Genomic DNA, 13,891 nt, shown 5'->3' with positions numbered 1-13,891 from the left:
AAGTAAAATACATAATAAATCATTTTTCATTCTGTTTTAGAGAACGATGAGCCGACTTAACTACCATCATTTGTATTATTTCTGGCAGGTGGCGCGCCACGGCAACCTGACTCAGACCGCCCGTCAGCTGCATATTTCGCAGTCGGCACTATCGTCGCAAATCAAGCAGCTTGAACAGGCGATGCAGGTGCAATTGTTTGAGCGCCAAGGTCGTACATTGACGTTGACCGAAAGTGGCTATCAAGCGATGAACTATGCCGAAGAGATATTCCGACAGGGGGAAGAGCTTGAGCAGTTGCTATCCAGCGGCGGGGCGCTGTCCAGTGCCACGATTCGCATTGGCACCTTATCCACTATGTCGCGGAATTTTATCGAGCAGTTTATTCAGCCATTGGTGAATCAACGAGAGTGCCGCTATGTGTTGCAATCGATGGATCAAACCGGCTTACTCCATGCGCTGTCTGATCACCAGTTAGATTTGGCGCTAACCAATATTGCGGTGCGGGGCACCAATAAACAGATTTGGCAGTATCAGCAATTGGCACGCCAGCCGGTAGCCGTGATTGGTTGGCCGGGTAAAGCCTTGTCGCCGACCTTAGACGCCAGCTACCAGCACCAAGCGTGGGTGTTACCTTATGGCGATAACCCGATTCGCTCGGGGTTTGATGCCATCTCTGCGCAGTATCAACTCAAGCCTTACATCATGGCTGAAGCTAATGATATGGCGATGCTACGCCTGTTAACCCGAGACAATGATGCGTTAGCGGTAATGCCCGAAGTGGTGGTTCGCGATGAGCTAGATAGCGGCATGCTTACCCGCTATGCTTTACTGCCGAGTGTGTATGAGCCGTTTTATGCGGTATCGATTAAACGTCAGTGGGTGCATCCGCAACTTAGCTCGCTGCTAGAAGCGTTTAGATCTTCGCCGCTCGCGCATGGCGACGACCTTCGCGACGGCAACGGTCAGAGCAATACCTAACTTCGTCCCAACAGCGCGCCCACTTTTTACGCCACGTAAACGGCCGTTCGCACGTCAAACATACCTTGCTGGGAAGATGTGGCTTTTTATGCGCCATCTTGGTTGCCTCCGATAGATTGAGCAGCAGGTGAACGTGATTTTTGAGCGCGCTTGTCCGCGTTCTCGGGGCTGTTTGTTGGCTCAGGGCTGCTTGGACGCACATGGGTGGCGAGGATCCGTGCTTTCTCGATACGAACGGCGTCTTGTTGACGAAACGACCATAAAATATCTCGCGCACGTTTGCCGGTTTGTTCGGTATCGACAATGGGTTTCGGGTAGTCTTCGCCAAGCACCACACCGTACATCATCGCTTCCATGTCGGTCATTTGCCACGGGGTATGGATCAAACTGTCGGGCAAGGGAGAAAGCTCGGGTAACCATTCACGAATAAATGCTCCCTCGGGATCTTGCTCCTGCGATTGTTTCACTGGGTTATAAATACGCAAGGTATTGGCGCCTGTCACGCCAGCTTGCATTTGAAATTGGGGATAATGAATACCGGGCTCAAAATCGAGAAATAACTGCGCGAGGTGATGCACACCGCGGCGCCAATCAATCAACAAATGGTGGGTTAAAAAGCTGACCAGCATCGCCCGCATACGAAAGTTGATATAGCCAGTGGCGTGTAAGCAACGCATACAAGCATCGACGAGCGGATAACCGGTATTACCTTGTTGCCATGCGCGCAGGTGCGCATCGCTCTGCGGACCGTTTGCGTACTCAAAATGTAAGTAACCTCGATTGACGGGCCGATGTTCCATGTGGTGCTCGCTTTCAAATTTCTGCATAAAATGACAGTGCCAATGCAAACGCGACACCATAGCTACTAGCGCACGCCGCCAACCCTTTTTTTGCCAATGAAGGAGGGTGATTTGATACATCTCGCGCAAGCTGATATTACCCCATGCAAGATAGGGCGACAGTCGCGTACAGCTTTTGCGGCTGGCGAGTGGTTTAGAGATGTGGCGCTGATAGGTTTGCCCGCGCTCGCGGAAAAAAGACTGCAAGGTTTTATACGCCCAACTCGGCCCGCCGGACTGAAAGCGTGGCGCGGGCGAGTCCCAGTTATGGTGACCGAGCGAAGGTAGCGTGAGTGATGCGTTTAGCCAGCGCGCTTGTTGCCAATCAGGATCGGCAAGGGGAGCGCGCATCACTTTTTGCCATTCAGCGTCCCAATCAACCCGATTTTTCGCGCCGCGGATCACGGCTCCGGTGGGGGATTCATGCCACGGGATCTGATGGATCTCCAGCCATTTCGCCACCGCTTTATCACGAGAAAACGTCGCGTCGACGCCAATTTCTTGATGGCTGTACACCGCACCAATGGCCTGTTGCCGGTGGATAGCGTCGAAAACGGCGAGTGCGTCACCTTGGCAAATAGTGACCTGCCCGCCAAGCGGCGCCAGCTGCTGATTAAGATCGCACAGCGACTGCCAGACAAATCGCCAGTGGCGCTCGCTATGGTGCGGATCGTTAAGCAGCAGTGGTTCAAACAGGTACAGGATCACCAAGGGGCGCCCCGCGGCAATGGCGGCTTGTAATGGGGCATGATCCCGCAGGCGTAAATCGCGTTTTAGCCACACAAGGCTGATGGGCGCGGACATAGGGTTCTCGACAGTCGTAACAACAATTTATATTTATCCATGGGCGATACGAGGCTGAATGACGCTTGGATCCCTGATAGGGACTTGGTTGAGGTCTAATTTCTCTCATTAACAAGCGCTAAGCACACAAAGCGAAATCAAAATGGTTTGCATTTGCCTTTTAAGCATCGGAAAATTACCGCTCTTAGAGATAACGGGCAAGTGCTACGCGCTTGTGTTTGCAATAGTAGGATCGAGATATGTTAGAGGCAAAGGACGTTGCGTTTGCCGTCAACGGAAAAGTGTTACTCGATAAGGTGAGCTTGTCGTTTACGCCCGGAAAAATCTGTGCGTTGGTCGGGCATAATGGCTCGGGTAAGTCGACGTTGATAAAGCTGTTAGCGCAGCAACAGGCAACCAGCAGCGGGCAGATCGCATTAGACCAAAAGCCCTTATCAAAATGGTCGGAAAAAGCCTTTGCGCGCGAGGTGGCGTATTTGCCACAGCATTTACCGGCAACCGATAACTTAACTGGGTATGAGTTGGTCAGTTTTGGTCGCTATCCTTGGCATGGCTTGCTGGGGCGGTTGACCAAAGCCGATCACCAAGCGATTAACGAGGCAATGGCGCTCACTGGTACCCAAGATTATGCCGAGCGCTTGGTCGATACCTTATCGGGGGGCGAGCGCCAACGGTTGTGGATTGCGATGCTGCTGGCACAGCAAACGCGTTACTTACTGCTCGATGAGCCGCTATCTGCACTGGATGTCGCCCACCAAGTCGAAGTGATGACCTTGGTGCGCAAACTCAGTCGAGAGTTGGATAAGTCCATCATTATCGTGGTGCACGACATTAATATGGCGGCACGTTTTTGTGATGAAATTGTCGCGCTGCACAGCGGACAAGTCCTGACTCAAGGCGCGGTCAGCGATGTGTTTCAAGAGTCGGCCCTTAAATCGATTTATGGCATTGAGATGCCGATTGCCGATCATGCCGCCGGCTATGCGGTTGCCATGCCGGGGGAGTTATCGCCGGTATGATCAAGTCCTCTTTTCTGACGCTTGTGGTCTGGCTGACTGCGGCCATGATGTCAGCGAGCGTCAGCGCGTCACCCCGTATTCTCTCGCTGGATTGGACCCAAACTGAAACCTTGTTGGCCTTGGGAGTGACTCCGGTCGCGGTTGCGCAAAAGGCGGATTACAATTCGTGGGTGAAAGCCCCGCTGATTCCAGAAAACACCGTCGATATTGGGCTTCGCACCCAGCCAAACATGGAGCGTTTGGCCGAGCTTCGCCCGGATAAGATTCTAATTTCGCCCATTTTTAAGGCGATGAAGCCCAAGCTAAGCACCATTGCGCCGGTCAGCTCGATTCCTCTGTATGAAAGTGGCTTAAGCTGGACGTCGCTCAAGACCGTGACGCGGCAAATTGCGCGCGAGGCTAACCGTCCGGAGGCCGGTGAAACCTTGATTGCCAATGCGAAACAGCAATTGGCGAGCTTGCGCGATACCATTCCCGGCGAACAACCACCGCTTCTGATGATTCAATTTCTTGACGCCAACCATGTGCGGGTGTTTGGGACGAACAGCTTGTATCACGCCGCAATCAGTGAATTGGGGCTCAGCAACGCGTGGCAAAATACCACCAACAGTTGGGGGTTTAGCATGGTCTCCACCCGCGAGCTGCTAGACCTTGATGCGCAGCTGGTGATTGTGCGCCCACTCCCCGCGGGCGTCGAGCAAGCCCTTCAGACTAATATGTTTTGGCAATATTTGGTTAAACGTACGGGGCATACGCCATTGATGATTGATCCGGTATGGAGCTTTGGCGCGATTCCGTCGGCGTTACGTTTTGCCCGCCTTGTGACCGCAGCATTGATCGAGCAAGGAGGGCAGTCATGAAACTGAACCTATTATGGGTGCCCTTGGCATTACTGGCGGCATTGTTGAGCCTCGCCTCCACTCAGTTGGGACAGTGGGGTGTAAATGCATCCATGCTCTGGCAGTCTCTATGGTCGCTGGATGACAGTGCGTCGATTGGGGTGGTGATGCATTTAACTTGGTGGCCACGCTTGGTCACCGGATTGTTGGCAGGGGCGTGTTTGGGGCTGGCCGGTACCTTGATGCAACAGGTATTGCGTAACCCCTTGGCCTCGCCCTCGACGCTGGGGGTGGCGAATGGTGCCAGCTTGGCGCTGATGCTTGCGACGCTTTATGCCCCTTGGCTACTGACTTGGTCGAGCGCGATGGTGGCGATGTCTGGCGGAGTGCTGACCATGCTGGTGGTGTTTGCGCTGGCATGGCGACGCGGCCTATCGCCCACCGTAGTGGTGATCGCGGGGTTGATTTTAAACCTTTACTGCGGCGCGCTCAGCACCGTGCTGCTGTTGATGAATCAAGAAGCGCTACACGGCATGATGGTGTGGGGCGCGGGCTCGATGGTGCAAACCGACTGGCACAGTGTGCAAGCCTTATTGCCACGTGTTGGATTGGCGGTCGTGTTGATCCTTGCCTTGTTAAAGCCGCTCAACGTCCTAAGCCTTTCAGATGAAGGAGCAAAAAGCTTGGGCGTATCACTGGCGAAAATCCGTGTGATTGCACTGGGGCTATCGGTGCTGCTGACCGCGTGGGTGGTCAGCTTGATTGGCGTGATTGGCTTCGTCGGTCTTGCCGCGCCCGCGATTGCGCGCTTATGTGGCGCTCGCAAGCTCATCACCCGATTGAGCCTAGCGATGGTTTTAGGCGCCTTGATGTTGGCAGCCACCGATTTGGCTGTCCAGCTGTTACCGGGCCGCCGGGCAATGATGGTGCCCACGGGCGCCGCCACGGCAGCGTTGGGTGCGCCGCTATTATTGTGGCTGTTGCCACGTGTATCGCTGGGCAATCGTCAACGCCAACAGATGCAATCGGGATCGCCCGCACCGCGTCAGGATTGGCCACTAGGCCGAACGTTGATGTTACTGGTGTTGGGTGTGGTGATTTTTGCCACTGTATCGCGTCAAAGTGAGGGCTGGCAGTGGCTGGCGCTCAGCGGCGATTGGTCCTTGTTGGAATGGCGCTTGCCACGCTTGCTGGCCGCGGCATTGGCGGGTGGTGTGCTTGCTGTTGCGGGTGCCGTGCTTCAGCGTTTGAGTGCTAACCCGATGGCGAGCCCTGAAGTGATGGGGATCAGTGCTGGTACGGCGCTGGGACTGATTGTCACCATTTTTGCGGGCATGGGCGCATCTATGCTGAGCTTATATATCGGCGGTCTAATCGGTGCGGGGGCGACCTTGGCGTTGATTGTGCTGCTTAATCGCAAAACCGGCTTCCAACCAGAAAAAGTGTTGCTCACAGGCGTCGCCATAGCCGCTCTGATGCAAGCGGTACAAAGCTTTTTGATGGCGGGTGGCGACCCTCGCGCGTATCAAGTGCTCGCGTGGATTTCAGGCTCAACCTACTATGTGACTGACAGTACGGTGACCACATTGGCCCTGGTCGCCGCGGTGCTGGTGGCACTGGGGTTAATGTGTCAGCGTTGGCTCGATATTTTGCCGCTCGGTGGCGAAACTGCTCAATCACTGGGGGTTAAGGTAGGGCGTGCCCGCATGCTGTTGCTGGCCCTCGTCGCGGTCATGACCGTCAGTGCCACCTTGGTGGTGGGGCCGCTCAGCTTTGTCGGCTTGATGGCGCCACACATTGCGCGCAGTTGGGGAGCGAAAAATGCTCGGGCGCATATGATCACCGCCGGATTGATTGGCATGGGATTGATGCTGTTTGCCGATTGGCTCGGACGACAATGGTTGTATCCGCAAGAAATGCCAGCAGGGATCATTGCCTCCTTGATTGGCGGACTCTACCTAATGGTTGTGCTACGTAAGCTATAGTTTTAACACACGGTGATCGACAGGATCGCCTCATCCCTAACTAAAGAGATGCAGTTTGCATCTCTTTTTGTTTGAGGAGCCAAGAGAATGAACAGTGATTCCATGCAGCGAGTGGCGGTTGTCGGCGCAGGTGGCGCGATTGGTGAAGCTTTTTGCCGCGCGTTGCTCGATAAGCCATCCATTCAGCACGTCTTCGCCCTAGGGCGTCACCCCGCGCCACTTGCTGAGATAAGTGAAAAGGTGGTGCCTGTGGCGGTTAACATTCGCGATGAAGCATCAATCCAAGCGGCGGCCGAGCACATCGACGACAACAGCTTAGATGCGGTGATCATTGCCTCGGGAATGTTGCATGATGATGCGCTCAGCCCAGAAAAGCGGCTCGCGGCGTGCAGTAGTGAGGCCATGCATCAGCTCTTTGACGTCAACGCCGTCGCGCCGCTGCTATTGAGCAAGCACCTCGCGCCCAAATTGAAACGCAACGCCGAGGCGAAGCTTGCCATTTTGTCGGCGCGCGTGGGCAGTATCAGTGATAACCGTGCGGGCGGTTGGTACGCCTATCGTGCAAGTAAAGCGGCGGTGAACATGCTGATCAAATGCATGAGCATTGAGCTTGGCCGTCAAGACAAGTCATTAACCGTGGTCGGTCTGCATCCGGGGACGGTCGATAGCCATTTATCCGCGCCATTCCAAGCCAATGTTAAGCCCGGTAAGTTATTCAGCCCAGCCCAATCGGCTGGCTATTTGTTGTCGGTGTTGGATGGCCTCGACAGTCGTCATACGGGTCGATTGTTTGCGTGGGACGGGGAAGAAATTGCCCCGTAGGTTGGGGGCATTGTTGGGTTATTTCCAATGCAATGGCTGCTCTAGAGTCGACAAAGGCTTTTCCGTGCTAAGCCCTATCATTTCATCGTATGCCGTGTCAGTGACTAGCACGTACTGCGCGGCGTTAACCCATTCAAAATCATCTTTCACCGCCAGCAAGCTGCGAGATAAATAGGGTTTATCGCCTTGATAAATCAGCTTTTGCTCTACCGTATCGCCGTGACGCAAAAACGCAATGGCTTGATATAACATGCCATCAATGCCACGGATCTGAATCTTGTCAATGTTGTCGTAATTTATCAGTTCGCTCAGTTGTAAATTCATCACTCGTCCCTGCAGTTAGGCCTTTTCAACCACTACGGACCACGCAAGCGCGCGGATCCCTCAAGGTTGATGCATTGCCCGTAGCGACAGCCTTTTGGATGCGCGATGTAAAATAAATGTTACGCAAAGGTAAAATTAAAACCGTGGTGAGGAGATGATTTTCTCTGCAAAGTCGACGTAACCTGTGAGTAACGGAGACATTGCGTAAGGCTAAGGGCCGCTGTTTACGCGCGATTTTTACGCCAGACAACGACACAAGGCGGTGAACGTGAAACAGAGTAAATACGAATCCAAACCAGTTGATGAGCTGGGTCGTGTAGCCTGGTCGGCACAAGAAAACGATGTATGGCGCCAGCTAGTTACACGGCAGCTTGCATGTATCAAAGATAAAGCGTGTCAGGAATATCTCGACGGGTTGCGAATGCTGGATTTGCCGCATGACACGGTACCACAGATCCCAGATGTGAATGCCGTGTTAATGCGAGAAACGGGCTGGCAAGTGGCCCCTGTGCCTGCATTGATTGATTTCGACCATTTTTTCGCCTTGCTGGCGGATAAGAAATTCCCTGCGGCGACCTTTTTGCGCACCAAAGACGATTTCGATTACTTGCAAGAGCCGGATTACTTTCACGAGATTTTTGGTCACTGTGCGATGCTGACTCACCCAGCGTTTGCGGAGTTTACCCATATGTACGGCCAGCTCGGTAAGCAAGCCACGCCCAAAGAGCGCGTTTATCTTGCACGCTTATATTGGTTTACGGTCGAGTTTGGTTTGCTCAGTGACTCGCAAGGCAATCGCAGTATTTATGGCGGCGGGATCTTGTCTTCGCCGGCGGAGACTGAGTACGCCTTTAATAGCGACAAAGCGGTGCGTAAGCCTTTAGAAGTGATAGATGTCATGCGCACGCCATACCGGATTGACATCATGCAACCCATTTACTTTACCATTGAGTCGATTGACGATTTATTTGCCATCAGTCAACGTGATTTGATTGCTGATGTGCATCAAGCGATGGAACTGGGCCTTCATGCGCCTTTATTCCCGCCCAAACCGAAAAAGACAGAACAGCAAAAGGAAACGCAACATGTCTGAACTAACTGAGTTGAAATGTGAAGCCTGCGATATTGATGCCCCTTTGGTCAGTGCTGAGGAAATGCCAGCGCTGCTTAAAGACATTCCGCAGTGGCGCAAAGTAACACGAGATGGGATTGATCAGCTCGAACGTGAGTTCACCTTCCGCAACTTTAAGTTGGCGTGGGCATTTGCCAACCAGGTGGCTGAGCTGGCTGAGCAAGAAGGACACCATCCCGCTATCTTACTGGAGTGGGGTAAAGTGACCGTGACGTGGTGGTCGCATAAGATTAAAGGCCTGCACAAAAATGATTTTATTTGTGCGGCGAAAACCGACGGCATTGCTCCTGAGTAAACCAGAAAAACGCCCCGAGTTTGAGCTCGGGGCGGATCTGTGTCGATAATCTTCTGTCTATCCCAGCCACGCAAGTATCAACCCTGCGCCGCTAATGCCTTTCATTATCATCTCTCGGCATCTTCTTCGTAGAATAAGATAGATTTAAAAAAGTTACGCGGTCACGTCTTCGTATTGTTCTTACTCTTCTTCGTCGCTTGTGTCTTTTTGCTTAACGGCAAAATACTGCGCTAGGATTTCGTCAGTGAGCTCACCTTTCTCCTCAAGGGCTTTGAGTTTTGCCACAATCGCTTTTTGTTCGTCGAGTGATGGCAAGGTGTCCGGCTCATGCTCGGGCGCGTCATCGGCAAGTTGATTCAAAACATCCATAAATATACCTCGTGATATGCTTAGCGCAGAGCCTAGCAAAAATCGTGATTTTGCCCAAGCAAAAGACGAGCACGTCCCAAGTAGTTGGACTTAACACACTCAGTTATATCAAAAAAAAGGCGCCATAAGTCATACCTTTGGTCTACGTTTGTAGTAAGGGATTGTTTTAAGGAGAGTGAGTTGTGAGTGAAATTTTTTTTTCGTGCCAGCCCATCTTTGACGAAGCGCAGAACCAATGGGGCAATGAGCTTCTGTTTAGGGAAGGTCAAGAAAACAAGTTTCCTTCAATTGATGAAGATACGGCGACATCGCGCATTCTCAGCGCCAATTTTCTATCAGGGAAAGAACTCGATGATAGCTTGCGATACGTGGTGAGCTTTTCGGAGGCGGCACTGCTTGATGAGATCCCCTTTTCTATTCCAGTAAAATCTTTGGTGATCTGTGTCACTGCAAAGTGCAATGCGACGCCAATGCTAGTGAAGCAACTGGAGTCTTACCGGAAAGCAGGCTTTACCATTTTAGGAGAGAGTGATGTCTTCTCGAGCCGCTGGCAAAGGCATCTGGACTTATTCGATGTGGTGCGGGTCAGTATGGCAACAGAAAGCTTGAACGAATGGACCGCAGCGATTTCGGACTATGCCCAGACGCGTTTTATGGCAAGTAAAGTGGAGAGCAACGAAGAGTTTGTTTTGGCTAAACAGCTTGGGTTTAGCTTGTTTCAAGGATACTTTTTCGAACAACCTCAAATTAAAAGTCATAGCGATGTGGCACCCTCAGTAATCAGTTTACTGGATGCGTGTATCGTGATTAATCGCAGCCCTCATGATATCGATGAAATCACAGAGGTTATCTCTCGCGATGTCTCGTTGCTCTACAAAGTCGTCACAAGCGCCAATATCTTAGCGAAGTCAAAAAAGAAAGCGATCACTAATCCCAAACAAGCGGTGGTGTACTTGGGGTTAGAGTCATTGCGGCGGCTGATTTCTCTGCTGATTATGTCTAACATGAATCATCAAGAATGCTCACACTTGCAGAATGCGGCCATTCTTCGGGCCATTTTTATGCAGCAAGCAGGCCCATTGATGAACGACTTGGACCCCGATGAAGCTTTCTTGGTGGGCGCTTTTTCACTCCTGGACGCGATGTTAGGTGTCCCAATGGAGGATGTCGTAGAGCAACTTGCCCTAAATCAACAGGCAAAACAAGCATTACTATCACGTGCAGGTCCTTATGGTGACCTTTTGGAACTATGTAAACATATTGAGCATGCGAATTGGGATTGGGTTGGGTCACTGTGTGAAAAAATGTCGCTAAGAGAGCGCGCGGTTTTAAAAGCGTTTGATAAAGCCCGATACCAAACCCAAACCCTGGCGGCGACAATGCAGGTGTGATCATGATGAATAAAGTAGGTATGCGGCTCGCTGTCATTTTAATTGTACTAGCGACCTTACTGTTGGGTGTGTTTGGTTATTACAATTATCATGTTGCTAAAGGTCGGCTTGAGTCTGATATGAACCAAGACATTAATTCTATCACTCAACGCCTAAAGCAACGACTTCCTACTTTGATGTGGAATTATGATTTTAATAATGTTCAAAATGACTTAGACAGTGAAATGGGCTCTCGTTATGTCCACCGTCTTGAGCTGACGGATACCAATGAGCAATTTCGTTATGTGACTGACTCTAAAGGCATGCGGTCAAGTGATGAGCTAAAAGAAATCAACGTTCCCTTGGTTTATGATCAGGGAGAACAATCTGTGGATGTGGGTCGACTGATCATTTATCAAGACAGTCGCTATATCGATAAAGAGCTTAACACAGAAATACTTCGCACTGCGACGCAAATCATTCTACTGAACTTGTTGGTTGGTTTTTTTATTTGGAAATACGCCAAGCAAATTAATCGAGCGGAACAAAGCCGTGCGTATTTAAATACGGTAATTCATAGTTATACTGACGCGTTATTAGTGCTCGGTGATAAACACAGTATTATTACCATTAATGATTCGGCTAAGAAGCTATTCGAATTAGAATCTGTGCCCGATGAAGCGATCAGCCTATCGACGATTATCTCTCGCGTAAGCCCTAATTCGCGCGGCTATTTTTCACAAGCGCTTTATGGCCTCGGTGGGCAGTTACAGCGGTCGTACGAGATAGATACGGATCAAGGTGTCCGTATTGTGCAGGTCAAATCAACCCCCATTAAAGATGAAGATCCTAGAGCGCTGAACGTAGCGATTATTCGCGATATCACAGAACAACACTTGGATAAACAGAAAGTATCTAAAGGGGCCGAGCTTTTTTCTGCAATGAAAAGCTTACAAGATAAGTTTCTTATCAGGGAAGACTTTGGTAAGAGCTTTCAGGATGTCTTACAGATACTGCTAAGGATAGGCGAAAGCAATCATGGCATTATTGTTGAGGTAGGCCATAACGACGAAGAAGCAATAAAGAACAACTTGCCTTATAAAGTGCTGGCACAAACGCGATTGGTGAAAAATGAGTTTATTGGTGAAGAGTTTGTGCGAGGACTCATTGAGGAAATTATCGAGACCAAGCAAAGCAAACGTAGTCTGCAAATGGCGAGTGTGGCGGGGAATAATCAGAAAATGATTATTAACGTCTACGGTACGCCCCTATATATGTCTAGCCAGATGGTAGGGGTGGTGTGCTTGTTTGACGAGTCGACCACTTATAATGAAGAGCTTCAGGGGTGGATTGAGCCGATACTATCAAGTTTGAGCGCTATGGTGCACTTTGTGCAGCAGAAGGCGCTTAATGACATGATTTCACGGGAAATGGCACGGGCTAAAGAACAAGCCGAGCGAGCAAATGAATCGAAGACCAATTTCCTGGCGATGATGAGCCATGAGATCCGTACACCGATGAATGGCATTGTTGGCATGTCTAATCTTTTGATGGAGACCTCGCTCAATCAGCAGCAACGCTATTTTGTTGATACCTTACAGCACTCTTCGACTGCACTGTTGAATATCATTAACGATGTACTCGACTTAACCAAGATTGAAGCCGGTAAGATGACGCTCACCAAACAGTCATTAGATCTGGCGGAGCTTGTTCACGAATCCTTAAGTATTTTTACCGCAAAAGCGGCGGAAAAACAGTTGCGCTTACATTGTTATATCGATCCTGATATGCCCTGTGACATTGAATTAGATGCCATGCGTTATAAGCAGGTGATCATAAACTTGGTCGGCAACGCCGTTAAGTTTACAAAGCAGGGGCACATTGCTGTGCGCTTATTCCAACGGCAAGCAGGCGATGGTTCGGTCACATTGGTCATGGAAGTAGAAGATACAGGGATTGGGATCCCGGAAGACCGCCACGAAGCTATTTTTGAGAACTTTACGCAAGTCGATAATTCGTATTCACGCTCTTATCAAGGCACAGGGCTGGGCTTGCCAGTCTGTCGTAAGCTTTTACGCCTAATGGATGGTGATATCTCTATCCGCAGTCGAGAAAACCAAGGCACGACTTTCACTGCAGAAGTACCCGTGACGGTGGCGAATACTGACTCGACATTGATGTCAAGCTACGAGCCTGACGAGAGCATGACAGATAGCAAGGTTTACCTCGTGTCTGAAGACGCCATTTTGATAGAAATACTATCGACCTATTTAGAGCGTCTAAAGTTAGATTTAATCAACTATTCGGATGGCAGTGAGATAGCTTTTGATAACTCGAGCCAATCAGTGTTGATGATCGATCAGGACAAAATGCAAAGCTGTCAGCGTTTGATCGGTCAAGCACATAAATCGATTGCTATCAGCCATGATGGCCATCATGACACTGGCATGGCGACGCTGACCTGTCCGATTTATCACGTTGAATTGTATCGTGTATTGAACGAGGATGAGAATGCATTGACAGAGCCTGGGCCCGTGGCTGGGCAGTATGATGATATTCAATTCAATCTCAACGTTCTAGTGGCCGAAGATCACTTGGTTAACCAAGAATTGATTGACATTATTTTGTCCAAACTGGGCTGTCAGCGTGCGCTTGCCGTCAATGGTAAAGAAGCGTTAGAACTTCACAAGTCTTCGCCATTCGACATCATTTTAATGGATTGTCAGATGCCAGAAATGGATGGTTTTGAGGCGACACGAGAGATCCGAAAATTCGACAAAACCACGCCCATTTTGGCTGTGACAGCTAACGCGCTCTCAGGCGATGCAGAGCGTTGTGTGGAGGCGGGAATGAATGGGCATCTCGCTAAGCCATTCAGTAAAGATCAACTCATTGAATTGTTGCTCCTATATGCGAATCCAGATGCGGTCAGTTATGGTGATAAGAATACTGACGAAGAGGAAACAAGGTTGGATGATTTGGCCAGTGAGCACTTTACAGATGCATCCATAGATACAAACTCCTTACCAGAACCAGAACCAGAACCAGAACCAGAACCAGAACCAGAACCAGAACCAGAACCAGAACCAGAACCAGAACCAGAACCAGAACCAG

At 50.5% G+C, this 13,891-nt stretch carries 13 protein-coding genes; 9 read left to right on the top strand and 4 right to left on the bottom strand.

Features of this window, described 5'->3' with window-relative positions; genetic code table 11:
* The first annotated feature begins 46 nt into the window (after positions 1-46).
* On the top strand, positions 47-979 hold the full coding sequence (locus BZG25_RS00065) for a LysR family transcriptional regulator (protein WP_046075806.1): 933 nt from the start codon (positions 47-49) through the stop codon (positions 977-979).
* On the opposite strand, the gene BZG25_RS00060 is transcribed toward BZG25_RS00065, so the two are convergent.
* Positions 915-1,076 (bottom strand): DUF2256 domain-containing protein, encoded by a 162-nt coding sequence (locus BZG25_RS00060; protein WP_074214700.1) that lies wholly within the window; start codon positions 1,074-1,076, stop codon positions 915-917. The two genes, BZG25_RS00065 and BZG25_RS00060, sit on opposite strands and share 65 nt — an antisense overlap.
* A complete protein-coding gene (locus BZG25_RS00055) occupies positions 1,066-2,622 on the bottom strand; it encodes a deoxyribodipyrimidine photo-lyase (protein ID WP_077638255.1) in 1,557 nt (518 codons plus the stop codon). The genes BZG25_RS00060 and BZG25_RS00055 overlap by 11 nt, the downstream gene beginning before the upstream one ends.
* A 239-nt stretch (positions 2,623-2,861) precedes the next feature.
* On the opposite strand from BZG25_RS00055, the gene BZG25_RS00050 reads away from it, so the two are divergent.
* The 4 genes from BZG25_RS00050 (at position 2,862) to BZG25_RS00035 (ending at position 7,287) form a co-directional block, all read left to right on the top strand.
* Positions 2,862-3,641 carry an ABC transporter ATP-binding protein gene (locus BZG25_RS00050; RefSeq protein ID WP_021023558.1) on the top strand — a complete coding sequence of 260 codons (780 nt, stop codon included), beginning with the start codon at positions 2,862-2,864 and terminating at the stop codon, positions 3,639-3,641.
* Entirely contained in the window at positions 3,638-4,501 is an 864-nt protein-coding gene (locus BZG25_RS00045) for an iron-siderophore ABC transporter substrate-binding protein (protein WP_077638254.1), read from the top strand. Before BZG25_RS00050 ends, BZG25_RS00045 begins: the two co-directional genes overlap by 4 nt.
* On the top strand, positions 4,498-6,465 hold the full coding sequence (fhuB, locus tag BZG25_RS00040) for a Fe(3+)-hydroxamate ABC transporter permease FhuB (protein WP_077638253.1): 1,968 nt from the start codon (positions 4,498-4,500) through the stop codon (positions 6,463-6,465). Before BZG25_RS00045 ends, fhuB begins: the two co-directional genes overlap by 4 nt.
* 87 nt (positions 6,466-6,552) lie before the next feature.
* Entirely contained in the window at positions 6,553-7,287 is a 735-nt protein-coding gene (locus BZG25_RS00035; RefSeq protein WP_077579114.1) for an SDR family NAD(P)-dependent oxidoreductase, read from the top strand.
* An 18-nt stretch (positions 7,288-7,305) separates the two neighbouring features.
* On the opposite strand, the gene BZG25_RS00030 is transcribed toward BZG25_RS00035, so the two are convergent.
* On the bottom strand, positions 7,306-7,611 hold the full coding sequence (locus BZG25_RS00030) for a DUF6482 family protein (RefSeq protein WP_046075809.1): 306 nt from the start codon (positions 7,609-7,611) through the stop codon (positions 7,306-7,308).
* A gap of 220 nt (positions 7,612-7,831) precedes the next feature.
* Between BZG25_RS00030 and phhA the strand changes: the two genes are divergently transcribed.
* Both phhA and BZG25_RS00020 read left to right on the top strand, forming a co-directional pair.
* Positions 7,832-8,704 (top strand): phenylalanine 4-monooxygenase, encoded by an 873-nt coding sequence (gene phhA, locus BZG25_RS00025; protein WP_077579115.1) that lies wholly within the window; start codon positions 7,832-7,834, stop codon positions 8,702-8,704.
* The gene (locus BZG25_RS00020) at positions 8,697-9,038 is read left to right on the top strand and encodes a 4a-hydroxytetrahydrobiopterin dehydratase (RefSeq protein ID WP_046075811.1); all 342 of its coding nucleotides are present in this window, start codon (positions 8,697-8,699) and stop codon (positions 9,036-9,038) included. The genes phhA and BZG25_RS00020 overlap by 8 nt, the downstream gene beginning before the upstream one ends.
* Before the next feature lie 180 nt (positions 9,039-9,218).
* Here the strand turns inward: BZG25_RS00020 and BZG25_RS00015 are convergent, their stop codons facing one another.
* A complete protein-coding gene (locus tag BZG25_RS00015) occupies positions 9,219-9,407 on the bottom strand; it encodes an ATPase (RefSeq protein WP_046075812.1) in 189 nt (62 codons plus the stop codon).
* A 182-nt stretch (positions 9,408-9,589) separates the two neighbouring features.
* On the opposite strand from BZG25_RS00015, the gene BZG25_RS00010 reads away from it, so the two are divergent.
* Both BZG25_RS00010 and BZG25_RS00005 read left to right on the top strand, forming a co-directional pair.
* A complete protein-coding gene (locus BZG25_RS00010) occupies positions 9,590-10,798 on the top strand; it encodes an EAL and HDOD domain-containing protein (protein ID WP_046075813.1) in 1,209 nt (402 codons plus the stop codon).
* Positions 10,799-10,800: 2 nt separating this feature from the next.
* Positions 10,801-13,891: ATP-binding protein (locus BZG25_RS00005; protein WP_077638252.1), on the top strand; the 3,091-nt coding region annotated here is incomplete at its 3' end.

This window comes from Salinivibrio sp. ML198 (genome assembly GCF_001996015.1).
GTDB classification, from domain to species: Bacteria; Pseudomonadota; Gammaproteobacteria; order Enterobacterales; family Vibrionaceae; genus Salinivibrio; species Salinivibrio siamensis.
The sequence above is the reverse complement of the archived record's forward strand: the minus strand, read 5'-3'. Positions and strand labels throughout refer to the sequence as shown.